At 43.8% G+C, this 25,130-nt stretch carries 20 protein-coding genes; 18 read left to right on the top strand and 2 right to left on the bottom strand.

The genetic code is table 11. The features are described 5' to 3' along the window. Positions 1 to 88: 88 nt before the first annotated feature. On the bottom strand, positions 89 to 1,171 hold the full coding sequence (locus QPK24_RS19680) for a YheC/YheD family endospore coat-associated protein (RefSeq protein ID WP_285744038.1): 1,083 nt from the start codon (positions 1,169 to 1,171) through the stop codon (positions 89 to 91). Between the two features lie 346 nt (positions 1,172 to 1,517). Here QPK24_RS19680 and QPK24_RS19675 point away from each other — a divergent pair, with 346 nt between their 5' ends. The 16 genes from QPK24_RS19675 to QPK24_RS19600 all read left to right on the top strand — a co-directional run bounded on the left by QPK24_RS19675 (position 1,518) and on the right by QPK24_RS19600 (position 21,013). Further along, positions 1,518 to 2,507 (top strand): glycosyltransferase family 2 protein, encoded by a 990-nt coding sequence (locus QPK24_RS19675; protein ID WP_285744036.1) that lies wholly within the window; start codon positions 1,518 to 1,520, stop codon positions 2,505 to 2,507. 59 nt (positions 2,508 to 2,566) lie between these two features. Further along, a complete protein-coding gene (locus QPK24_RS19670; RefSeq protein ID WP_285744034.1) occupies positions 2,567 to 3,658 on the top strand; it encodes a glycosyltransferase family 2 protein in 1,092 nt (363 codons plus the stop codon). Continuing rightward, the gene (locus QPK24_RS19665) at positions 3,655 to 4,428 is read left to right on the top strand and encodes a glycosyltransferase family 2 protein (RefSeq protein WP_285744032.1); all 774 of its coding nucleotides are present in this window, start codon (positions 3,655 to 3,657) and stop codon (positions 4,426 to 4,428) included. Before QPK24_RS19670 ends, QPK24_RS19665 begins: the two co-directional genes overlap by 4 nt. A gap of 2 nt (positions 4,429 to 4,430) precedes the next feature. Further along, on the top strand, positions 4,431 to 5,162 hold the full coding sequence (locus QPK24_RS19660) for a sugar phosphate nucleotidyltransferase (protein ID WP_285744030.1): 732 nt from the start codon (positions 4,431 to 4,433) through the stop codon (positions 5,160 to 5,162). 13 nt (positions 5,163 to 5,175) lie between these two features. Next, positions 5,176 to 6,222: a GT-D fold domain-containing protein gene (locus QPK24_RS19655; RefSeq protein ID WP_285744028.1), complete on the top strand. Its 1,047-nt coding sequence runs from the start codon at positions 5,176 to 5,178 to the stop codon at positions 6,220 to 6,222. Between the two features lie 16 nt (positions 6,223 to 6,238). After that, positions 6,239 to 7,651, top strand: a complete 1,413-nt coding sequence (locus QPK24_RS19650) for a glycosyltransferase family 2 protein (RefSeq protein ID WP_285744027.1) — start codon at positions 6,239 to 6,241, stop codon at positions 7,649 to 7,651. Between the two features lie 135 nt (positions 7,652 to 7,786). Beyond that, positions 7,787 to 8,398 carry a DedA family protein gene (locus QPK24_RS19645; protein ID WP_285744025.1) on the top strand — a complete coding sequence of 204 codons (612 nt, stop codon included), beginning with the start codon at positions 7,787 to 7,789 and terminating at the stop codon, positions 8,396 to 8,398. Between the two features lie 123 nt (positions 8,399 to 8,521). Continuing rightward, on the top strand, positions 8,522 to 10,048 hold the full coding sequence (locus QPK24_RS19640) for a helix-turn-helix domain-containing protein (RefSeq protein ID WP_285744023.1): 1,527 nt from the start codon (positions 8,522 to 8,524) through the stop codon (positions 10,046 to 10,048). A 43-nt stretch (positions 10,049 to 10,091) separates the two neighbouring features. Next, positions 10,092 to 11,915 carry a sensor histidine kinase gene (locus QPK24_RS19635; RefSeq protein WP_285744021.1) on the top strand — a complete coding sequence of 608 codons (1,824 nt, stop codon included), beginning with the start codon at positions 10,092 to 10,094 and terminating at the stop codon, positions 11,913 to 11,915. Beyond that, entirely contained in the window at positions 11,905 to 13,443 is a 1,539-nt protein-coding gene (locus QPK24_RS19630; protein WP_285744019.1) for a response regulator, read from the top strand. Before QPK24_RS19635 ends, QPK24_RS19630 begins: the two co-directional genes overlap by 11 nt. A 126-nt stretch (positions 13,444 to 13,569) precedes the next feature. Beyond that, positions 13,570 to 15,252, top strand: a complete 1,683-nt coding sequence (locus tag QPK24_RS19625; protein WP_285744017.1) for an ABC transporter substrate-binding protein — start codon at positions 13,570 to 13,572, stop codon at positions 15,250 to 15,252. 133 nt (positions 15,253 to 15,385) lie between these two features. After that, positions 15,386 to 16,351 carry an ABC transporter permease gene (locus QPK24_RS19620; protein WP_285744015.1) on the top strand — a complete coding sequence of 322 codons (966 nt, stop codon included), beginning with the start codon at positions 15,386 to 15,388 and terminating at the stop codon, positions 16,349 to 16,351. 14 nt (positions 16,352 to 16,365) lie between these two features. Then, on the top strand, positions 16,366 to 17,292 hold the full coding sequence (locus QPK24_RS19615) for a carbohydrate ABC transporter permease (protein WP_285749457.1): 927 nt from the start codon (positions 16,366 to 16,368) through the stop codon (positions 17,290 to 17,292). Further along, positions 17,293 to 18,852, top strand: coding sequence for a glycoside hydrolase family 43 protein (locus tag QPK24_RS19610; protein ID WP_285744013.1), 1,560 nt, complete (start codon positions 17,293 to 17,295; stop codon positions 18,850 to 18,852). It begins immediately after the preceding gene. Positions 18,853 to 18,907: 55 nt separating this feature from the next. Continuing rightward, positions 18,908 to 19,945 carry an endo-1,4-beta-xylanase gene (locus tag QPK24_RS19605; RefSeq protein WP_285744011.1) on the top strand — a complete coding sequence of 346 codons (1,038 nt, stop codon included), beginning with the start codon at positions 18,908 to 18,910 and terminating at the stop codon, positions 19,943 to 19,945. Positions 19,946 to 20,026: 81 nt separating this feature from the next. Continuing rightward, the gene (locus QPK24_RS19600; protein ID WP_285749456.1) at positions 20,027 to 21,013 is read left to right on the top strand and encodes a glycoside hydrolase family 43 protein; all 987 of its coding nucleotides are present in this window, start codon (positions 20,027 to 20,029) and stop codon (positions 21,011 to 21,013) included. Positions 21,014 to 21,139: 126 nt separating this feature from the next. Here QPK24_RS19600 and galU read toward each other — a convergent pair whose 3' ends face one another. Beyond that, complete coding sequence (gene galU / locus QPK24_RS19595) at positions 21,140 to 22,021, bottom strand: UTP--glucose-1-phosphate uridylyltransferase GalU (protein WP_285744009.1); 882 nt, start codon at positions 22,019 to 22,021, stop codon at positions 21,140 to 21,142. Positions 22,022 to 22,425: 404 nt separating this feature from the next. Between galU and QPK24_RS19590 the strand changes: the two genes are divergently transcribed. Both QPK24_RS19590 and QPK24_RS19585 read left to right on the top strand, forming a co-directional pair. Then, positions 22,426 to 24,060, top strand: coding sequence for a lactate permease LctP family transporter (locus QPK24_RS19590; protein WP_285744007.1), 1,635 nt, complete (start codon positions 22,426 to 22,428; stop codon positions 24,058 to 24,060). Between the two features lie 42 nt (positions 24,061 to 24,102). Further along, the gene (locus tag QPK24_RS19585) at positions 24,103 to 25,056 is read left to right on the top strand and encodes an L-lactate dehydrogenase (RefSeq protein ID WP_285744005.1); all 954 of its coding nucleotides are present in this window, start codon (positions 24,103 to 24,105) and stop codon (positions 25,054 to 25,056) included. Positions 25,057 to 25,130 lie beyond the last annotated feature (74 nt).

Raw genomic sequence — 25,130 nt, 5'->3', positions numbered from 1 at the left:
CTGCATTATATTGACACAGAACGCAGGCGAAATCAATACAGCTTTTTTCGTGATTGAATGACCTGCATTTAGAGATTCAGAGGATGTCTCAGCCCTGATCCAGCAAAAATCTTGCATATGCGATAGGTGTTCTATAACTTTCGAGCCACTCTTTATCCATTCCTGCTTTACGAAAACCGTAGCGCTGGTCTCTGCCATTACATTCGATGAAGTAGATTTCTCCCTCTGAAGTAAGAGCCATGTCAAATCCTAGATCAGCGAGACCAGGTAAGGTATGAGAAAGATGCCGCGCGGCGGTTACAGCCAGGTGATGGATTTGCTGGACAAGAGCAGGTAAGGAGTGTGAGGGAAGAACGAAGGGGTGAATTACATCGTAAGGCAATGCCATTCCGCCCTGTGCCACATTGGTCACAAAATGATCCGGCGGAGCAACCTTCGCATACATCCCAGTGACGTTCCAGCAGCCTGCACTTCCTCGCTGCACAGAGACACGCAGATCGATTGGGCGTCCTTCATAGGCAGCTAGGGGAATACGTTCTTGGACTAAGTAATTCTTTTCCCGAATATGAGCGTACACGGCAGCAGGCAATTCTCCTTTTCTCATCGGATAATGATTCTGCTTTTTATCTCGAGCCGATGTAATAAAAATCTCCCCATTTCCATGTTCGTGAATGATACGCATGATTCCTTTTCCTATACTGCTGCTTACCGGCTTAAGTATCAAATCACGGTGTCTTTCAAGCATTCGCTGAATGGTTTCGGTGGATGCAAGTTCGGTTTCCGGCAAATGGTCGGATAGTTCTGTGTTGTTCATGAGCAATCGGTAAATCTCATCTTTACCATAACGGTTCCGCACATTAAAAATAGGAATGCCGCGCTGAATGAGACCGGCAATTAAGTAATGACTGATTTTAGAGAAATGCATAGCCCGATTGTGGATGACCTTAGGAATTTCGATATGATGCATCTGGTAACGTTGATTTTTACGAATATAAGCTTTGCATTTACCCGTAAGCAGGTCAACATCTTCTAATCTTAGAAAACAGACAGTTAGACCGCAGCTTGCAGCAGCAAGCTCGTAACAAGCAAGAGATTCCTGTTTCGTTCTACCTGCAGGGATGCCCCGAAGTATGCTTGAATCCAGTAAAATTCCTACACGGTTCATCACCATACCCCTTCCTCTTTATTTCCAGCCTAGGTGTTATTCCTCTTATTCTATGAAAAAAAAGAACAGCCCGGGCAGGGCAACAGCTGAACCGGCAGAAATGATACAAGCCTGATTCGTAAATCTAAGAGTTAACCCGTGAAGAGGCGAGCAGAAGGAGATCGGAATAACAGTATCAGCCGCCTAAAGGGTAGCATAGGATGTTAAGATTACAGCTCTATGTTGATCTGTTTACCCGAGCAGGTTATTCCGAATAGGGAGGGCAATTGCCGTTTCCAAAAATGAAACTGGTCATAAGATGTACGTGATAACTCCATCTATATGCTGGAGACCTGCAAGGGAGGTACAGCGCATGGGAGATTTGAGCGAAGGACAGCAGAAGACGAACAACGGAGCAGGAAAAAAGTCAGTTGCTAAACGTCCGGGAAAGATTAGAAAAAAAATAAAGAAAGGTTCCATGACCCCTCATCGAACCCATCAAATAAAAAGATCTGGCAGTAAGGACAAGAAACGCAGAAGCAAGAGAACTAGACCCATTTGGGCGGCGGTATCCCCACTAGAGCAGGAACAATTCATGGCACTGACCCGGAGTATTCCTTCTGATGAACCGGTAGTTTCGGTTATTATTCCTGCAATGAATGAAGAATCTACGATTGCAGAAGCAGTCCTCGAGGGACGCCGAATACATCCATCGAGTGAAGTCATTGTAGTGGCTAATGGCTCTACAGATGAGACAGCACTACGCGCGGAGACAGCGGGAGCCCAAGTGCTACATTATCAAGATCCGCTTGGTCATGATGTCGGCAGACGTGTGGGAGCAGAAGCAGCAAAGGGACGTGTGCTTTTGTTTGTAGATGGAGATATGGTCATACCGGCTCATCAGCTTCGGCCGTTTGTTCAGGCCGTTCTGTCCGGTGTTGATATTGCACTTAACGACTATAAAGGTCCGGTGCAGCGTACACCGGTTCATCCGGTCATTGAAGCCAAGTATGCGTTAAATATTCTGCTGGGAAGGTCCGACCTTGGGGGGGCTTCTCTAACGGCAGTTCCTCATGCGATTAGCCGTAAGGCATATGAAACGATGGGGTTAAATGCCCTCAGCTGTCCTCCGCTTGCACAGGCAATAGGTATAGCAAAGGGTCTGAATGTTCAGGCGGTTCATCCGATTCCAGTCGGTCAGCTGAACCCTTCTCGGCGTAAAGGCGGAGCAGATCTACTGACAGAGGTTATTCTCAGAGACCATCAGGAAGCGGTACATTGGTTGACAAAGAACGATGGCCCAAGAGCAGGCTACACCGATCTATATCGAAATCGGCAGTTAGTTCGAAGTGAAGCGAAGTAAAGTGAGTAAAGTGAAAATAAGCGAAGCAAAGCAAAGCGAGGTGAGATGAGGTGAAGAGAATGAGAAATTCTACTGCAAAGAAGACGATGAAGCCGCGAAAACGAAAAAATAAAAGCACGAAGCGAAACCATGTTTCTCGCACCTCATCTGCCTCCTCATCTGCCTCTAAGACCCTTCGGATCCTGGGAGTAAAGGCAGGCCTCGCTGCTTCGAAGAAACGGCATTCATCTTCGAAATCCATACAAGACGTGCATGCCGAATTTACGTCATGGTATTTTGAGTCCGTCACGAAACCTCTGCCATATGGTCAAGTTAGGCAAATTGCGGAAGCCTATCAGCACGCTTTTTATCTCAAAAAGAAAAGTACAAACCTGCCTATATTGCTGCCCCTTACACATTCAGCTGCAGCCGTTGTATCTGCCTCAGACGAAGAAGGTACACTGGGTGCTGTGTTACATGAACTAAGCAGGCTGCCTTTGCAAGAGATCATCGTCGTACTCAATGGCTGCAGTGACAATAGTTATGCTGTGGCGAGAGAATATCCCCTCGTGACGATTATTTATGAGCCGGAGCGGGTCGGTCATGATGTCGGGCGGGCGATCGGTGCCCAAATGACGACCGCAGAGACGGTATTGTTCACAGATGGCGATATCGTCATTAGTGCAGAACAATTGGCTCCTTTTTTATATGCTGTAGATACAGGGGTAGATATGGCTCTAAATGATCTTCGCTCCTACTTACCGTCTTTTGCAAATCAAGATACAGTGACACGTCTGAAGAGTTATTTAAATTCGGTACTGAACAGGCGAGATCTGGGTGCAAGTTCCCTGATCTCTGTTCCGCACGCCCTGTCAAAAAAATGTATACAAACGATAGGGTACTCTAGCCTGGTTGTTCCGCCGCTTGCTCAAACGACAGCCATCCAAAAAGGGTGCACTGTAGAGGTGGCTTCGTCCGTTGACGTTATTACAAAGAATCGCCGCAGATTAGGAAATGTGGGGAAAGGGAATTCGGTGGAACAAATGATTATTGGAGATCACGCAGAGGCACTGTCATCGCTGTTAAGCACTTTACATGGGGAAGCGGAGGCAAAAACCGAGGCCTCACTCTTAAGCAGAGTAGAGATAGCGCGCTGGAGGAATGCCAAATGAATCATTACCCTCTAACGAGTATAGTGATCCCCTCATTTAATGGGAGAGGTTGGCTGAAGCAGTGTATCGATTCCATCCGACAGTACACGAATGAACCTTATGAAATCATTGTCGTGGATGATGGCTCTACGGATGATACATTTGGCTATTGTGCTTCGGAGAAGGTTCGTTTCATTTCTCTACCGAAGAATGGAGGGTTTCCTGCCGCCTGTAATACAGGCTTAAGATTGGCAAGAGGGGAATCACTGCTGCTGCTTAACAACGATGTAACGGTGACAAAAGACTGGCTTACCTTGCTCTTGCAAGGCCTTTATAGTGACCCATCTATCGGAATTGTAGGCCCAGTCACCAATTATGCGAGTGGAATTCAGCAGATACCAGTGGAATACAATTCAGTGGAGCAATTCCAACAAATAGCGGCTGAACATAATAGGCCGGACCCTCAGAAGTGGTTAGAAGTAAACCGAATTGTTGGTCTCTGTTTTTTGTTCAAACGTGAGGTTCTTGAGGCAATTGGCGATCTTGATGAACGATTCAGCCCAGGTCATTATGAAGATGATGATTATTGTTATCGTGCTCGGCTGGCGGGATATCGTCTCCTCGTCTTGGGTAATATTCTAGTCCATCATGAGGGAAGTGCAAGTTTTAATAAAGAAAAAAAGGATAGATTACAGCGAATTATTAACCGCAATCGGATGTTATATATGGAGAAGTGGAAGGTCGATCCACTGCAATTTATTGATGAGCCGCTTGATGCGAAGGAGGGATAGACTTGAAAGGAGTAATCCTTGCAGGAGGAACGGGAACACGTCTTCGTCCGCTTACCCTGTATTTAAATAAACATCTGCTGCCAGTCGGGAAGTATCCTATGATTGTGTACGGAATAGAATCTCTGCGTAAAGCAGGAATAAAAGAAATTTTTATGGTCATCAGCAAGCAGTCTTCAGGTCTGTACACCGACTTTCTAGGCAGCGGAGAAGCTTTTGGCGTGAGTATTACCTACCGAATCCAAGAACAAGCAGGTGGAATTGCTGAAGCGCTAGATCTAGCCAAAGGATTTATTTTGCCAGAGGAGAAATTCGTTGTACTGCTGGGGGATAACTTGTTCGCAGATGATCTAAGTCCCTATGTAGCGTCTTATGTGAAGCAGCCGCAAGGAACGGCCCGGGTGCTGCTGAAAGAAGTGGAGGATCCAAGAAGGTACGGTGTTCCTGTATTTGACACAGCGAACAATAAACTTATTTCTCATATTGAAGAAAAACCGGATCAACCTAAGTCTGGTTATAGTGTAACTGGGTTCTACATGTTTGATGCTTCCGTATTTCAGCTCATTAGCGGACTTGCTCCCTCGGCAAGGGGAGAACTTGAAATTACGGACGTGAACAATGTTTATGCTGCAGCAGGAGGATTAGAGTATGATATTGTTCCTGGATTCTGGAGTGATGCAGGGACTTTTGAATCTTTACAAGAGGCCGCCGAAAAAATGAAAGACCTGCTGCCATAGGAGAGTGGTCCAAATGACTCGCAAGCAAGTCTCCAAACCTAAGAAAAGGATTCGTTCTAAAAATACCTTATTCAAATCTAGGGTCAAAGAAAGAGGGAAAAGTAACTTTCGCGCCTCTAGATCGACTTCTGCTGGACCAAAACGCCGTCGTAAGAATACTAGGCAGCCGGCTGACAAGCAGTTATCAAAGAATAGAAAGCAGGCTGTGAAAGCTGAATCGAAGAATCAGCCTACTCAGGCTGCTCTTCATTCCTACTATAGAGAAGCCGTTTATTCAGGGGGAGAGGCTCTCGTAGAGAAATGGATGCCGGATGGGATGCTCCTGCCTGATGTCACTTGTGAAGATATAATCCAGGCAGGACTTCTCTATTATCGATCTCAAATGTTGCAACTTGCAGGCGTTTCGGAGATTAGAGATCTCTTGTGGACTGCAATTGTAGAGAAAAGGCCCTTATCGCTGGTAAGGCTTGGTGATGGAGAGCTGCTAAGTCTTGCTTATGATACCGTGATGTCTCCAGCGGAAGTCGATGAGGTAGGGGCATTCCTACCTTATGCTGGAGTGCCTATACCTGATGCTTCTGTACAGAGGTCTTTAATCGATGCAATTAAGGAAGCGGATTATATCGGGGTGCCTGTATCACGTAAGCCGGCTTTTCAGATGTTGATGTTTCGTATATGCAAGCATTACCAGCTGCCTATCAGAGAGATGAAACTCACAACTTCTACGATAAATTTCAGCTTGTATCATACAGGGTACTTGATACCGCTTCTATACGGAAGGCGTATACTGCTGATCGGGAACAAAGCCGTAAGTACAGCACAGGTCCTGCGGAAAAAAGGAATCAATGTGATCGGTACGATCTACCCGGTCTCTAATTTTTCTGACATTGAGAAGGTTCTTGCTTCCTGCGGTGAATATGAATATGATATTGCACTTGTAGCTGCGGGTGTCCCAGCTGTTGTCATCTGTCAGCGGATTGCTTCAACGTACCGAAAGGTTGCTATTGATATAGGCCATGTTGCGGATGAAATGTTAAAGAATGAAGCAGCATCTGGTTGATAAAAGGGGAATCCGTATGAAAAAAAACTTCAGCAAGAAAGGGACCATCTCTAGAAAAAGGAAGCAGAAACAAGGAGGAGCAGCTGGGCAGCCATTTAGCCCTGCTTACCGAGATGGATACCTGCTCGGATATAAAGAAGGCCTAAAAGCAGGGACAGTATCCTATGGGAACGACTTCGATGGAACCAGTATTGTTATTCCAACATTTAACCAGCTTGCTTACTTTAAAGAATGCATTAACAGCATAAAGGCAAACACCGATGTGCCATACGAGATCATTGTCGTGGACAATGCATCAAATGATGGTACTGAGGCTTATTTACGGAGTCAAAACTTAGGGGTCCGTTATACAGTTCTAGAAGAGAATCGCGGGTTTGCAGGCGGCATTAATCACGGGCTGATGATGGCACGAGGTAAATATATTGTGATGCTGAACAATGATACGGTGGTAACAAAAGGGTGGTTAACTCATATGCTCCATTGTCTACAGAGTGATGAGCGGATCGCAGCAGTTGGTCCCGTCACGAATTATATTGGAGGAGACCAGCAGATTGAAGTCTCTTATCAGCGGATACAGGACATGTGGGCATTTGCGAAAAGGTACAGTAACTCCGATCCTTCTCAGTGGCGAATAACAGACAGGCTTGTGGGATTCTGTCTATTGTTTCGGCGTGAGCTTATCTCAGAAGTTGGATATTTGGACGAAGGATACCGGATCGGAAACTATGAAGATGAAGATTGGAACATTCGTATTCGCTTAACTGACCGCAAACTAGCTGTGGCAGGAGACAGTTTTATTCATCATTATGGCAGTGTAAGCATGAAAAAACTTGCGGATCAGTTCGAGCAGACGAATGATCACAATGCGAAGTTCTATGCAGCCAAGTGGGGAAATCCTCATGAACTTGTTCTGAAAACAAAAGAAATACGAAGAACAGAAAATAGTACCGACCTTAAAATATATGCCTACCATCTATATCCAAACTATCGATGGATTCAGAGTTCAGCAGGAATTCTGTACTGGTTAGCGGATGGACAGAAACATCGTATTAGCTTTGTAGGAGCAGATGCAGACTATCATCAGCTCCAGAAGAAAGCAGTCACTCTATCAAGACCCGAGCTTCGCCAAATCCCTTCAGGGAGGGAAATTACGGCAAGCAGTGAACAAGAAATTACGGAAATGATCAGGGAGCAAAACTATACTGTGGGCTTACCCGAGGGGAGTATCATTATGGAGGATTCCCTAAACGGAGATTTGGAATGGTTTCAACTAAGTCAAGGGAAGCGAAGACCATTCGTGACCAGGTATGCTGCGGAGTACTGGTTGAACGATACGGATACCGTTCATACTCTTAGCAGTCAAGTCATTCAAACCTTACCGCTGGGGCTGCCCCTGATTGCAGCTTCTGTGCTGAAGAATCCGTTATAAATATGGCGGAAGAACCTTCTGCTTTTCTCTATGATTCTTATGAAAGGTAGAAGGGTAAACTTGATTAAAGTTCTACATTTGGATTACTATTTCTAGAAGAGAAAATACATTTATTTCTGTACATAAGGAGACTTCATGAATCTGATTGATGTAGTAGAAAGATTGTTCGATCAATACGGGTACTATGTATTACTTATTGGATTGCCTTTGGATTTTATTGCTTTGCCCATACCTCCGGGAAATAGCACATTAACATATACGGGATATTTAGTATACCTAGGTTTGTTGCACTGGCTTCCTGCTTATTTATTTGCTTTGGCAGGCGCAATTTTAGGTGTAACGATTACATATGGTATTGGTTATCGGTTTGGAACTCCGCTCGTAGATCGGTTTGGAAAATGGCTGTCTATTCATCCGGAGTTCTTAGAGAAGACAAGGAAACGATATGATAAATATGGGGACAAGCTGCTATTATACGTCTTTTTTGTTCCCGGCGTGAGACAATTTATCGGTTATTTCATCGGCATTATTCGCCTCCCTTACCGTACAGTAGCAACGTACGCCTATGCAGGCACAGCCATTTGGGTCACTGTATTTTTCTCTGTTGGTTACGTGTTTGGTGAACAGTGGAAGCAAGTATTTCAGATCGTTGAACGTTCGCTGACCCGGACGCTTATTTTGATTGGCGTCCTATTTGTACTTTATCAGCTCACCCGCTGGATCATCCGCCGCTCACGGAAGCGATAATCATAGTCTGGGCAAATAAAGCGAAAATGTGATATATTACAATAAATATTGTTATTTTAACAGGTATTTACATTTCCGTTTAACACCGTACAAGCTTCATTCACAGGAAGGAGGAAGCAAGGTATGATGAATGTTTTATTGGTAGATGATGAGCCATGGGTGCTGGAGGGCTTGCGAACCATGGTGAACTGGGACAAGTATGGTTTTCAAATCTGCGGTGAGGTCGAAAATGGAGATGCTGCATGGTCCTTAATTGAGGATCTTCAGCCGGATCTCGTGCTGACGGATATTCATATGCCTTCCCTAAGTGGTCTTGAACTGATTGACCGTTCTATGCAGGAACTGGCTAAGCCGCCGAGATTCGTCATATTAAGCGGTTATGATAGTTTTGAATATGCGAAAATAGCGCTTGAACAGCGTGTCGAGGATTACTTGCTTAAACCGATTGATGAAGTGGAGATCGAAAAGGTTTTAGAACAGGTCGGCCGTAAAATTCAGGAAGAGCAGGCTTTCGAGGATGTACATCAGCGCGAGCAGGTTTTATATGTGAATAGTTTGTTCAACCGACTGCTCGCGGGCGAAGACTGCAGCATGCTCAAGAAGGAAGTAGAAACTATGCTGCATATGAAAGGTCAGGAGAATATCGCCTGTCTTTTAATTGAGACCGATTCTTATGAGGAAGACATAAAATCGCAGGTTCGCAGCCTGACGGGTGCTTATCGTGCTGAGCTCTTTACGGATGCAGAAGGAAGAATAGGTGTATTCTCTGCGATGGCAGAACCATCCCAGGAGCGGATGAAGACCCTCGGAAAAGAACTCTATAAGCTGTACTCCCATCGTACGCCTATGACAATGGCTCTCGGACAACATCGAGGCGGAGCAGAGGCTACGAAGCAGGCATACGAGAAAGCATTATTTGCACTCAAATGGAAGCGCTATCAGGGAGAAGATGGTATTATCCATTATGAGGATCTACCACAGAATGAGGGTATGACGAGTGTGAATCAAAAAGCGTTAACAATTCTGATGGAGACGATTCTGTCCGGTGAACAGGAAAAAGTGGAAGGAGCAGTACGCGATTTGCTTGCTAACTCTGATTCTCTGCTGCCGGTATCGGATATTGATTATGCCAGGGTTCAATTACTTGCACTCGAGATGGGTGTTCGTAAGCAGTTGAAGGAGCTGGATGGAGATGTGGATCAGTTTATGCAGGACATGCAAAATACGCTGGGTCTTACTACCGGAATCAGCTCCTATTCTGCGATTCAAGAATATGCGCTAAGGCTAACTCAGAATGCGATGAAGATGCTGATGGAGCTGCGGAAAGTAAAAGAGGACAGCACGATTTTTCAGGTGGTGCAGTACGTTAATCAGGAGTTTCGAGAAAAATTGCAACTACAGGAACTTGCACAAAAGTTCCATATGAATGCTAACTATTTAGGGCAAGCATTCAAACAGCAGACCGGCAAATCTTTTCGAGAATATTTAAATGACAAACGAATGGAGGAAGCAAAACGATTGTTGCGCCAGAGTCGTTTCAATATTGCTGAGGTTTCATTGAATTCAGGGTATCCCAATGTCGACTATTTTGTAAGTCAGTTCAAACGAATGACCGGGATGGCACCTTCTGCATATCGAAAACAACGATGATGACGACTTGATAAGTAACAAATGGAGGATGGCGATAACAACCATGTTTAAGAAATTTCGATTTCGCGGCATCGTGAACGATATTCCCCTGAATTACAAGTTTATGCTGATCTATATTATTGGGATTTTGCTTCCCATCATCGTGAGTAATTCTCTGTTTATGGACCGAATGACTGGGCTGATCAAAGAACGGGAAGAACAAAATTTACAAATTTCACTGGAGCGGGCAAGAAAGGATATCCATACCATGATTGACGGCGGTGTTGCTGTCAGTCATGCCTTAATCACGGACAAGGTGTTGTCTGAATCGATGGACCGGCAGTACGATGGACAACTAGATTTTTACAGGACGCTTGATGCGCAGCTTCGTCACCGAGTGACCTCCTATATTCCTGTGAATAACCAAATTCAGCGAATTGGTATTTACACGGACAATCCAACCATCGTGCCTGGAGGCGATTATTACTATCTAGATAGCTCGGTGCGCTTGAGCAACTGGTTTAAGAGATGGGAAGCGGTGGGGGGACCTCTGCAAGTGGTCGCATATCGCGATCAGGCAGCTAATGATCGGACGATGACTTCATCTTATTTTAGCGTTATTGAAAAAATGGACTACTACTATGCGGACAATGCTTATCAGAAGTTGGTGCGCATTGATTTTTATCTAAATCGTTTTTATGACGTGATCGCGAGAGAAGAGAGTTCACTCGATCTATATCTAGTCAACGCCCAAAATCAAATTATCGTATCTGCAAATGATAAGTACCAGGGCGAAATGGGCAGCGATTATGCGTTATTTGATACGAGCAAGGCGACAGAGCAAGACTTACATATTGTTCCAATCGGTGATGCCAGCTATGTGAAGGGATGGAAACTGATTGGCGTGCCTCAGGAAACACGAACAAAACAAGCGATGCTGTCGATGCAGCTTTATTTTGGCATGCTGGCAGGTATTATTACTTTAATTACCTCAATTTTCATATATATTATGCTGCGTTCGTATAATTACCGAGTAAAACGTCTGTCGAGGCATATGCAAAAGGTGGGGAATGAGAAGTTCGATCTGATTAACATCGATGGCGGAAAAGACGAAATCGGTGATTTGATCCGTAATTTTAATATGATGACCGCCCAGATCCAATCCTTGATTAACAATGTGTATAAGCTTGAAATTCAGCAACGAAGTTTAGAGGCCGAGCGTATACGCGCTGAGCTTAATTTATTACAAAGCCAGATGAATCCCCATTTCTTATTCAATACATTGAATGCGATGCTCGTGGTTAGTACCAAGAACAATTATGTAGATGTTAAAGACATTATCAAAGACCTGTCCAAGCTGCTTCGTCGTCTTCTAAATTGGAAAGATGATTTGGTTACCTTGGAAGAGGAGATGAGTTTTACAGTAATGTACCTCGGGATTGAAAAATTCCGTTTCCGGGATAAGTTTGAGTACTACATTGATATCAGTGATGAGGTACGGCATTATAAAATACCAAAAATGAGCATCCAGCAATTAGCGGAAAATGCGTGCAAGCATGGGATACAAGCTACTCCAGGGCTTGGTTATGTGAAAATCCGAGCTGAAGTCATGAGCGATTGCCTGCGTATCGTTGTATCTGATAATGGCAAGGGCATGGATAAAGAACGGCTGCAAGAGGTGATGTACCATATGAGGGGCAAAGAGGAATGTGGAGGAAATAATATTGGCCTTCGGAACGTTTATCGCCGTCTTGAATTGTATTATGACGATAAAGTGAATTTTAGAATTGTGAGTAAATTGGGTGAAGGGACCGAGGTGTCCTTTGAAATTCCTCTACAGCTGCTTGAGAATCAAGGTGGAGAAGGAGGCAGAGACAATGACATTTAAAGTGCTGCTCATTGATGATGAGCCATGGGCGCTTGAGGGCTTGCAGCTTTGGATTCCATGGGAACAGCTAGGATTTGAAATTTGCGGTGTTTGTGAGAACGGGGCGGAAGGACTAAAGCGGATGGAGGAATGGAAGCCAGATCTTGTCATGGTCGATATTCATATGCCAGTGATGGATGGACTAGAAATGATTGAGGAGTGGCGGCGAAGAGGAAACGGGTCGACTAAATTCATTATTATAACGGGATACAGTGATTTCGAATATGCAAGAAAAGCACTTAAATTTCGAGTATCTCGTTATTTGCTCAAACCTCTTGATGAGGATCAAGCAGTGCTTGAAATTCGTGCGGTAGTACAAGAACTGATCAAAGAGCAGGAACAGCTTCATATTGGACAAGTCGTACAGCGAGAACACGAGATTATGTCCATAAAGGAGACGCTCATGGGGAAAGAGTTATCCATAGAAGCGCATCAGGTGATAGAGTCTCTCTCCCAGTCCGCCGAAGTATGGAATGTATGTCTGGTTCAGGGGCCCCAAGAGAATGCAGCTCGGTGGATCCGCCTTTCTGCAGAGTTTTTAAACCAAGGGGATCCCGTTTACATGATTCGTTTGCGAAATAATTTGGTTTCCATTGTATTCGGTGATGCTGCTCATGAATCGAGTGCACCCATTAGAAAACAACTGGAAGCAATGGCTCGCCGTCTGGCGAGCTTTCGTGCATTTATGGCTGCTGGTTCTGCCGTGTCTTCACTGACTCGTATTAGGCAGTCCCAAATAACGGCAGAAGAGGCGCTGCTGCATGCCTTTTATGAAGAGGATAACAGCATGATTTTGGATTATGACAAGCTCAAGGATCAGCACTTTTCAAAGCATTACAATCAGCTGGAGATACTGGAGCGCATACTGGCAGCATTTCAGCTCATTGACCACGCAGCCTACCAATCTGTCGTAGAGTATACGGAGCAGACCTTCCGGCAAGCACGAGTCCATCCAGATGAAGCTCAGAAGTTTGTAATCTATCTTCTTCATGAGATTCGGACATATATGGATAAGCAGCTGGCACGGAATGAAGAAATTCTAGTTCAATTGTTTGAGATTCCTAATCTGGATGCAACCATGCTGACCTTAGATGTTCTGATCGATATGCTGTATTCATGCGGACGAGTTTGCTTTGAGCTGTTGCTTAAAGAGAATCCAGCTGAAACACAAGGCATTGTACAAGATATTAATGATTATATTCATGTGCATTTTCGTGAGGGGCTGACCATTAAGATGCTGGCGGAACATTTCTTCCTTCATCCGGCCTACTTAGGGCAGTTACTAATACGTAAAAATGGGATTGGATTTAATGAAATGCTCCATAATTTGCGGATTGAGGAAGCTTGCCGTTTACTTCAAATGAATCAATACAAAAATAGTGAAATTTCTGAGAAGGTAGGATATTCAAGCTACCCTCTTTTCTTAAAGCAATTCGAGAAACGGATGAACATGTCGCCTAATGATTACAAGAAAAATGTCCAATTATAAGAAAACCTGTATTTTCCTCGGAAAGACCTATAATTCAGATATAGTTTCGACTACACGTTAAATCTATAATGAAATTACACAATGTAAGGGCTTTCAACATGGCAAGACAAAATTTGGAGGTGCTTTATGGGGGAAAGAAAAAAACCGTTTTTCCGCGCGGGGGCAACATTGCTGTTGTCACTGGGTGTAGTGCTGGCCGGCTGTTCAGGCGGCAGTGGAAGTGATTCAGGCGGCGGAGAAACAAGCAGTAAGGGCAGCGAGGTTGGAACTGATAATCCGATAGAAATCTCGGTTTTCCTAAACGAGGCCGGACAACAGCCAACTGCAGACAACAAAATCTACAAGAAAATCAAGGAAGAGCTTGGCGTTTCATTTAACTTCGAATTTCTGGCTGGTGACAAGAACCAGAAGCTCGGCGTTATGATTGCTGGCGGTGATTATCCAGACTTGATCTCAGCGGATACCAAGCTGACAGCGGCGGGTTCGGTAATCCCACTGGAAGATCTGATCGAGGAACATGCTCCTAACTTGAAGAAACACTACGAGAAGTACTGGAATCAGATGAAGGATCCTAATGATGGACATATCTATTATCTGCCTAACTACGGGGCATATAACGGTGAAGTGTCTGATACTTATTACAGCGGACCTGCATTTTGGGTTCAAAAAGCGGTACTAAAAGAATTTGGTTATCCACAATTGAAAACGCTTGATGAATACTTCGACTTGATCGAGAAATACAAGGAAAAGTATCCAACGATTGATGGCAAACCAACGATTGGTTTTGAAGTCCTGAACTATGACTGGAAAAACTGGAGCTTGCTCAATGCACCGCAGCATTTGATCGGTCATCCGAATGATGGCGGTGTGGTTGTAAACGACGGAAAAGCTGAAATTTTTGCGGATAAGGATTATGCCAAACAGTACTATCAAAAGCTCAATGAAATCAATGCTAAGGGCTTGCTTGACAAGGAAGCATTTGCACAAAACTATGATCAGTACATGGCTAAATTGTCCAGCGGCGCAGTACTCGGCATGTTCGACCAGCACTGGAACTTCCAACAAGCAGAAGATTCTTTGACAACGCAAAAGAAAATCGAACGAACTTATGTAGGTTTCCCACTTGTTTACGACAGCAGTACGAAAGACTACTATCGTGACCGCGCAGCACTGAATCTTAATAACGGGTTCGGTATTACTGTAAGTGCCAAGGATCCTGTGAAGATTATCAAAGTACTTGATAAGCTGATCGAAGAAGATTGGCAGAAGTTAATGACGTGGGGTGTTCAGGACGAGGACTACTACGTCAATGAAGAAGGACGTTTCATGAAAACTCAAGAACAGCGTGACAAAGCAACGGATGCGACTTGGAAGCTTGCAAACAAAGCAGATGCGTTCTATGCAACTGCACCGAAGCTGGAAGGTTATTTCAGTGATGGAAACGCAACTTCGGCAAGTAATCAGCCGGAAGAATATCAAGCAAGCTTGAAACCGTTTGATAAAGAAGTACTCGATGCGTACGGGTTTAACAGCTATATTGACTTCTTCAGTGCTCCACCGGAAAACCCGGTTTATTACCCAGCGTGGTCAGTTGACTTGGTTGAAGGATCTCCAGCCAAAATTGCAAGTACGAAGCTGAATGAAACGTCTACTAAGTATTTACCTAGAGCTATTCTGGCTAAACCAACTGAATTTGACGGTGTTTGGAGTGAATACGTTTCTGAGATTCAAAAACTGGACGTTAAAGCTTATGAAGATCGCATCAATGAAGTATTGCAGTGGAGAATTGATAACTGGTCTGTGAAGTAAGGTTGTTTCGATCAGGAAGGAAGGTATCCTTCCTTCCTGATTTTTTTTTCAAAAGGCATGTTTGACACGTATATCGAAGCGCTACTCTACGTTTTTCTTTTCATGACAAAGATGGATAGGGAGTTTGATACTTATGGAGGAAATTGTAGTGGGCACCAAGCCCCACAGCCCGAAGAAAAAACTGAAAAATAAGCGGCTGACCTGGCAAACGATTAAAGAACAGAAACAGCTTATATTCATGTCTGTTCCTCTGTTAGCATATATCATCACTTTTGCATATGTACCAATCTGGGGTTGGACGATGGCTTTTCAGGATTACAAACCTGCACGAAGCTTCTCGGATCAAACTTGGGTGGGATTTAAACATTTTAAATTTTTGTTCACAGATGACAACTTTCTACGCGTACTTAGAAATACGCTAGGAATGAGTATTATTAACTTAATACTAGGATTTGTAACTGCCATTATCTTGGCGCTTCTGCTTAATGAGATCAAAAAGGTACTATGGAAGCGGACGGTACAGACCATTTCCTATCTGCCTCACTTTTTATCTTGGATTATCGTTACCGGCATCGTGGCAACGTCGCTTGCTTCCGATGGGATTGTCAATGATATTTTAATGAAATTGCATCTAATCGATCAGCCGATCCTGTGGCTGACTGAAGGAAAGTATTTCTGGGGAGTCGTTGCAGGCTCACATGTTTGGAAAGAAGTAGGATGGAATACAATCATTTATTTGGCAGCTATTTCCTCCATTGATCCGGCGCTGTATGAAGCATCTGATATCGATGGAGCTAACCGCTATCAAAAAATGTGGAATATTACTTTGCCAGGAATTAAGCCTACGATTGTTATCCTGCTGATTATGTCTATCGGACATATTCTAGAAGCGGGATTCGAGGTTCAATATTTGCTTGGTAACGGACTTGTAGTGGATTGGTCAGAAACGATTGATATCTTCGTGCTTAAATACGGGATTGCACAAGGCAACTATTCACTGGCTACTGCAGGCGGAATCTTTAAGTCTGTGGTCAGTATTACCATGTTGCTCTTTGCGAATTGGACGGCCAAGCGGCTTGGGGAAGAGAGGCTGTTATGATGAAAAAAACACCAATGTCTGGTTCAGCAGTAGTTTCTACACGGCGTTCGGGAAACGGTACCCTCGAACCAATACTGTTCAATACCTTCAATACCATTTTCATGATTATGCTGGTGGCAGTGACACTATATCCATTTTTGAACACAATCGTTATTTCATTTAACGCAGGAAATGATACCATTCGAGGAGGATTATATTTATGGCCTCGTGAGTTCACCCTGCAGAATTATAAAGCAGTATTTGCTTCAGGTACCATCTATAACGCATTCCTAGTTTCCGTAGCACGGACCGTTTTATCTACCGTGCTGAATATTTTCTTGACTAGTATGCTGGCATATACGCTGAGCCGGCGAGATTATGTCTTCCGTAAGCTGATTACTACGATCTTTGTTCTCACCATGTATTTCAACGCAGGACTTATCCCAGGGTACTTCTTGATTAAAGACCTGCATCTAATTAATTCGTTCTGGGTATATGTTTTACCATCACTTATCAGTGCATTTAACCTTATCGTTATTCGGACTTATATTTATACCATTCCTGAAGCCTTGATCGAATCAGCAAAAATCGACGGTGCAGGAGAATTCAAAATTTTCTGGAAAGTCATCTTTCCGTTATGCACACCTGTTCTTGCAACCATCGCCCTCTTTGTTGCGGTCGGTGCATGGAATACTTGGTTTGATGCATTCCTATACACGTCTTCTCGTCAAGAACTGAGCACACTGCAATATGAATTGATGAAACTATTATCTTCTAGTATGAATGCCAACAGCAATCCTTCGGTTGCTAACGGTGTGGGAGCGGAAATTGCAACCCAGGTAACGCCGATTTCCATCCGAGCAGCAGTTACAATTGTTGCTTCAGTGCCAATCTTGGTAGTTTACCCATTCATGCAAAAATACTTTGTCGTTGGACTTAATGTAGGGAGTGTGAAGGAATAAATGAAGGATCAGCTACTATCAAAAACGATCCGTTACACGAATCCAATCCTTCCTGGGTTCTATCCCGATCCTAGTATCGTGAAAGCAGAAGATTATTTTTATCTCATTTGCAGCTCATTTGAATACTTCCCCGGCGTTCCGATTTTTCGGAGCCGGGATTTAATCCATTGGGAGCAGATAGGCAATGTACTAGATCGGTTCAGCCAGCTTGATTTAACGGGACAGAAAAGTTCTGACGGAATTTATGCTCCTGTAATTAGATATCATGAAGGCATTTTCTATATGATTACAACAGATGTGAGGGGCATCGGTAACTTTTATGTTACGGCAACAAACCCTGCGGGGCCTTGGTCAGATCCAATTCGCATTCCTTATGGAGGGATCGACCCATCGTTGTTTTTCGATGATGACGGCAAAGTGTATGTTACTGCTCAGCAAGGTGCTGATTACGACTCTCATGCCATTCAGTATGAGATCAATATTGCTACAGGAGAGGCACTCACTGATCCGCAAATTGTCTGGTATGGAGATGGCGGTCCCTGGACGGAAGGACCGCATTTATACAAGATCAATGGATTGTATTACATGATGTCCGCTTCTGGAGGTACGGCCAAGGAACACCGTGAAATCATCGGTCGAAGTGAAAATCCGTATGGTCCTTTTGAACGCTACCCTGAGCCGATTCTTACTCATCGTAATCTGGATCATCCTATCCAGTATTTGGGTCATGCCGATCTGGTCGAAGATCATCAAGGCGACTGGTGGGCTGTATTCCTTGGGGTTCGATTGACAGATGACGGATACAGCGTGCTTGGACGAGAAACGTTTCTCGCTCCTGTCGTTTGGAAGGATGGTTGGCCGCACATCGACAATAATGAAGGGACAGTGAGCCTCGATATGTCAGTCCAGCGGTTAGAGATGACAGAAGCTTCTAACCTAGACAGGAATGAAGCAATTGTTGTGGGCCGGGAGGACTTTGACGCTGAGCTTGGGCCGCACTGGCTGTATGTACGTAATCCAACAGATGGGAAATGTACGGTTACGGAAAGACCAGGGTTCCTTACTTTGTATGGTCAAGAAGCAGGGCTTAACGATACCCAGCAGATCACATTTGTCGGCAGAAGACAGCAGCATTTGAATGCCAGCTTTACTGCTTGTATATCATTCGCGCCGGCTTTCGAAGGAGAAGAGGCTGGACTATGTATTCGCCGAGATGAGGATGCGCATTATGAAATTGGCATAAGACGCTCTGCAGGTCAGAATATTATTTTTGCCCGCCTAACGGAACGTGGAGAGTCCAAAATTGTGCATGAGAGCAAGCAAGAAACGGAGCAGCTATTACTCCGAATCGAATCGACAGAGGACGAATACAATCTAACTTGTTCAGAGGATGGACAGAGCTGGTTACGTTTAGGTTCAGGTACAGCTCGTGCAATCTCTCCAGAGGCTTTTGTGCATAAAATGTGCTTTACCGGCGCAGTGGTCGGGCTATATGCTACCGGCAATGGCCAGGAAAGTCAAACACCTGCTCGCTTCGACTGGTTTGAGTATCTTGTTTGATTCAAAGTAAATGGATGCGAAAGCAGGTTAACGGCAAGAGAAGAGGAGGGGTACCATGGAACCAAGCAGAACAGAAGCTCCGCTGAAGGATTTATACAAGGATGCTTTCCAGATTGGAGCAGCGGTTAATCCGACAACGATTGTAACCCAAGAATCACTGCTCACCTATCATTTCAACAGCTTAACAGCAGAAAATGAAATGAAATTCGAAAGTTTGCATCCTCAAGAAGAGGTGTACACGTTCGAAAAGGCAGATATCATCGCAGCGTTTGCCAAAGAAAATAACATGGCGCTGCGCGGACATACACTGGTATGGCATAACCAAACTGCAGGCTGGTTGTTCGAGAATGAAACAGGAGGACTTGTGGAACGTGACGTATTACTCGCACGTTTGCGTGAGCATATTGAGACCGTCGTCGACAGATATAAAGATGTCATATACTCCTGGGATGTCGTGAATGAAGCAATTTCAGATGATGCGAATGATGAGAATGCATTTTTAAGACCATCGAAATGGTTAGATATTGCTGGAGAGAACTTCATTGCCAAAGCTTTTGAATTTGCCCATGAAGCAGATCCTCAGGCACTATTATTTTATAACGATTACAATGAGTCCCATCCGCATAAGCGGGAGCGCATTTATCGTCTCGTTCGTTCCTTGTTAGATCAAGGAGTGCCGATTCATGGCGTTGGTTTGCAAGCACACTGGAATCTGTACGATCCGTCTCTGGATGATATTCGCGCCGCGATTGAACGGTATGCCGAGCTGGGATTGCAACTGCAGCTGACTGAACTGGATATGTCGGTATTCCGCTTCGAGGATAGACGCACTGATCTTATTCAGCCTACGCAGGACATGATGGAGTTACAAGCTGCAAGATATGAGTCTATTTTCCGCGTGCTTTATGAATATCGTGAACATATCAGCGCCGTAACTTTCTGGGGAGCTGCTGACGATTATACATGGCTTGATGGTTTTCCGGTTAGAGGACGTAAAAACTGGCCTTTCCTATTTGATGAGGCTCATCATCCGAAGGAAGCCTATCAGCGGGTTGCCCAAATTCCTCAACTAAACATGAGCAAGAGGAATTAATATATTAACGGAATCGATAGATTATCGAAATAATAGAGCAACTCATTACACCTTTTGGAAGGAGTTATTTGGATGTCTACAATGCCTAAACAGCCGAAACCCCATGAACCTTTAGTTACTCATATTTATACTGCTGATCCTTCAGCTCATGTGTTCGAGGGTCGTATCTATATTTATCCTTCTCATGATTTGGATCACGACGGTCCAATCAATGACAATGGTGATCAATATAAGATGGAGGATTATCACGTTTTATCAATGGATGATCTGAATTCACCCGTGACAGACCACGGTGAAGTACTGCATGTGAAGGATGTCCCGTGGGCATCTTGTCAAATGTGGGCACCGGATGCTGCCTTCAAAAACGGAAAATATTACTTATTTTTCCCTGCGCGGGATCATGAAGGTATCTTTCGTATCGGCGTAGCTACGTCATCGTCTCCGGCAGGTCCATTTAAGGCCGAGGAACAGTATATTCAGGGCAGTTTCAGTATTGATCCGGCTGTCTTTATTGACGAAGATGAACAGGCTTATATGCTCTTTGGCGGACTGTGGGGCGGGCAATTAGAAAAGTGGCAGACTGGAAGCTATGTGGAAAATGCAGAAGGTCCAGCTCCGGATGAGCCGGCGCTTGGTCCAAGAATAGCGAAGCTAAGTGAAGACATGCTCTCCATGACCACAGAAGCGATGGAAATGGTTATCCTAGACCAGGAAGGACAGCCGCTGACCGCTGGTAATGAGGAATGCAGGTATTTTGAAGGACCATGGATGCACAAGTATAATGACAAATATTATTTGTCCTACTCCACTGGTTCGACACACAAGCTGGTTTATGCGATCGGTGACAGTCCGATGGGACCTTTCACATATCAAGGCACGATTTTACCGCCTGTTATGGGCTGGACAACACATCATTCGATTGTCCAATTCGAGGAAAAATGGTATTTATTCTATCACGATTGTTCTCTTTCCGGCGGCGTTGATTACAAACGCTGCGTAAAATTTGCAGAACTTACGTACAATTCGGATGGTACGATTCGTATGATTGATCCTTACCCCGAAAAGTAACGTAGACTTTAAGAGCTGTTACGAATTGTTGCTGGATTAACAGCATAGCAGAAAGCGAAAAGGAGTATGTCTCATAACATGGGACATACTCCTTTTTTTAATCAAAACACTCACTTCGTTGTGAAATTATCGATGCAAAGAGGGATTCTCAAGTTTGGTATGTAACATGCGTAATACCTCCTCGCGGTAATGAGGATTAGCTAAAGCAAATTCAATATTTGTATCGAGGAATCCTAGTATATCACCTACATCATATCGTTTGCCTTCAAATTCGTAACCGTATACAGGCGTAATATGGTTTAATCTCTCAATCGCATCCGTTAACTGAATTTCACCCCCAAGACCAATGTGGTGATCTTCTAGCAACGGAAAGATATCAGGCGTCAGTACATACCGACCGATAATCGCAAGATTGGAAGGGGAGGATCCTGGTTTTGGTTTCTCGATAAATCGCAGTGCGGAGTAACTTCGACCTCTTTTTTTAAGCGGTTCCATAATTCCATATTTGTGTGTTTCTTCATCAGGTACTTGCATGACCCCCAGCACGGAAGCGCCCACCTTTTCATGCTCATCAATCAATTGTTTCAAGCAAGGTACCGGATTTACCACAATGTCATCTCCAAGGAGAACTGCGAATGGCTCATCTCCGACAAATTTGCGAGCACACCAGATTGCGTGACCGAGACCTTTAGGTTCCTTTTGACGAATATAATGAATATTAGGCACGTTAGAGGAAGAAAGGACTTCTTCCAGAGCGAGAGATTTTCCTTTGTCTGCAAGTAGCTGCTCCAGTTCAAAAGCATGATCGAAATGATCCTCAATCGCTCTTTTTCCCTTTCCGGTAACAATAATAATATCTTCGACTCCAGCAGCGATCGCTTCTTCGACAATATACTGGATGGTTGGTTTATTCAGGATGGGCATCATTTCTTTTGGCATGGCTTTTGTAGCGGGAAGAAATCGGGTTCCAAGTCCGGCAGCAGGAATGACTGCTTTTTTTACTGTCATGAATCTCATCACCTTCCTGAGTTTATCTGCTTAAGGACATCATATCAAGATTAGGGGAGAAAGTCACAGAGAAGGGCATTTGGTGAGATTTACTGTCTCTAGTATTTAAAAAAATAGAAAAAATTAGAAATTTGTTCACTGGTATATATTGTTTTCTTATTTTGGTGTGACAAAAATCACATACAAAAACAATAAGTATCGCTATAGTAATACACGCAGCCGGGCATTGTGACAATTATCATAACGATAAATGGCGGCTTTTTTTAATCTCAATAAAGTGAAAACTTTCACATAAAATGATTAGAAAGACAAGCATCTCTATTTTGTCGGCATTGTGAATAGGATAATCTAGCGCGGCTCACAATATCTAAAAAAACAATTTGGAGTAGGGAGTGGGATACAACTTGGAGGTTTGGAATCAAATATACGACCCGATGGGCAATATATGGCTATCTGCTTTGGTGGCTGCTATACCCATTATATTCTTTATTGTGGCTTTAACGGTTTTTAAAATGAAAGGTTATGTAGCAGGAATTTTGAGCATTATCGTTGCAGCAATTGTTGCACTGCTTTTTTATAAAATGCCTTTCGTTAAAGTGGTTGGTACTGGTTTCTATGGTGTACTTGCTGGTTTATGGCCAGTAGCTTCAATTGTACTTGCAGCAATTTTCTTGTATAAACTTACGGTAAAAACAGGAAAATTTGATATAATCAAGAATAGTATAGCAACAATTACCGAAGATCAGCGTTTACAAGTACTTCTTGTTGCTTTTTCCTTTGGTGCCTTCCTGGAAGGGGCGGCTGGCTTTGGTGCTCCTGTGGCGATTACAGCGGTAATCCTGATTGGTTTGGGATTCAAACCTGTATACGCAGCTGGTCTTTGTCTTGTGGCTAACATTGCTGGAGGTTCTTATGGTGCGATGGGTATTCCTGTTACGACACCTGCTACGCTAACAGGACTTTCTGGGCTTGATGTTGCAAGCCGAACATCGTATGTTATTCCGATTATCAGTTTAATGATTGCTTTTCTGTTGGTTTACTTAATTGATGGTTTCAAAGGAATGAAACAAACTTGGCCAGCAATTCTGGTAAGTGGAGGTTCTTTTGCCATCACTCAGTATATTGTACTTAATACCCTGGGTGCTGAACTCGTAGATATTATCTCTGCTCTTGTCAGTCTGGTTGCACTTGCACTCTTCCTGCGTGTATGGAAACCAAAAGAAATTTACCGTTTGGATCATAAGGAAACAGCGAAACAAACGAAACATGCGGTTAAGAAAGAAACGTATAGTTTGGGACAAGTTGCTTTTGCTTGGTTACCCTTTATTTTGCTAACGATTATGGTTATTTTGTTTTCACTGAAACCAGTTAAAGCGTTGTTCGCAGCAGGTGGACCGCTTAACAATCTGGTCTTCAGTTTCCCTATAAAAGGAGTTCACAACCAAATTCTGAGACAACCTCCGGTTGTTCCAGAAGAGACACCTTACGCTGCTGTATTTAATCTTGATTTATTCTCATCTACTACCACCGCAATTGTCATTGCAGCGCTTCTAACCATTCTGATTTATCGAATTAAAGGAAGCATTATTAAAGAAGCAGCAGTAGAAACGTTTAAAGAATTGTACATCCCGATTATTACCATTTGTAGCGTACTTGCATTTGCTTACATTTGTAACTATTCAGGTATGTCTTCAACACTCGGTCTTGCTTTTGCATCAACGGGCAGTATCTTCCCATTGTTTGCACCAATTCTGGGTTGGATTGGGGTATTCTTAACGGGTTCTGTTGTTAACAGCGGATCTCTATTTGCACCATTACAGGCGGTAACGGCAAACCAAATCGGCATTTTGCCAGAAGCCATGGTTGCAGCGAACGTAATGGGTGGTGCAATGGCTAAAATGATCTCGCCGCAATCCGTAGCAGTCGCTGCAGCGGCAGTAGGTCTTGCGGGTAAAGAGAATGAATTGTTTAAATTTACAATCAAGATCAGTGTAATTTTACTCGTTGTTGTTGGGATAATAAACTGGGCTCTTTATTAAGACCAAAAATTCAGCTTTTGAGATTGAAGGGAGATTATTATTATGGTAGGTAATAAAATTAATCGTGTTGTATTGGTAGGTACTGGAGCAGTAGGTTGCAGTTACGCTTACGCTATGATTAACCAAGGGATTGCTGAGGAACTCGTTCTTGTTGACGTAAATGCTGCTAAGGCGGAAGGCGAAGCAATGGACCTTAATCATGGTGTACCATTCGCACCTTCTCCAACCAAAGTATGGAGTGGTTCTTATAAAGAATGCAAAAATGCTGACCTTGTAGTTATTACAGCAGGTTTACCGCAAAAACCAGGTGAGACCCGTCTTGATCTTGTAGATAAAAATGCGAACATCTTCAAAACCATCGTACGTGAAATTATGGACAGCGGGTTTGACGGTATTTTCCTAATCGCTTCTAACCCGGTAGATATCCTTACTTATGTAACTTGGAAAGAGTCCGGATTGCCAAAAGAGCGTGTACTTGGTTCGGGTACGACTCTCGATACAGCTCGTCTTCGTTATATGGTGGGTGAATACTTGGAAGTGGATACCCGTAACGTACACGCAGCCATTATTGGTGAGCATGGTGATACAGAATTTGCGGTATGGAGTCAAGCTTCCATTGGTATCGAAACTCTTGATAAAGTAATTGAGCGTCGTAATAACCCAGAAGACCGCGCCAAACTTGATGAAATCTTCGTCAACGTTCGTGATGCAGCATATCACGTCATTGAGCGTAAAGGTGCAACATACTATGCAATCGGTATGGCACTGGCTCGTGTTACCAAGGCGATTCTTGGTAATGAGAACAGTATCTTAACTGTTTCTTCGCTTCTTGAAGGACAATATGGTCATGAAGATATGTATATCGGTGTGCCAGCCGTTGTAAACCGCGGCGGTGTTCGTGAAGTAATCGAAATCGATCTGAACGAAGAAGAAAAAGCGAAATTCGATCACTCTGCAAAAGTACTCAAAGAGTTCATTAATAAAATCTACAGCTAATTCCCTCCATATATAGGAACTGAGCTACCCGGCCCGGCATATGCTACCTAAGGCAAATGCGAAGGCCGGGTATT

The organism is Paenibacillus polygoni, assembly GCF_030263935.1.
Taxonomy (GTDB): Bacteria; Bacillota; Bacilli; order Paenibacillales; family Paenibacillaceae; genus Paenibacillus; species Paenibacillus polygoni.
This window is presented reverse-complemented; position numbering and strand designations above follow the sequence as displayed.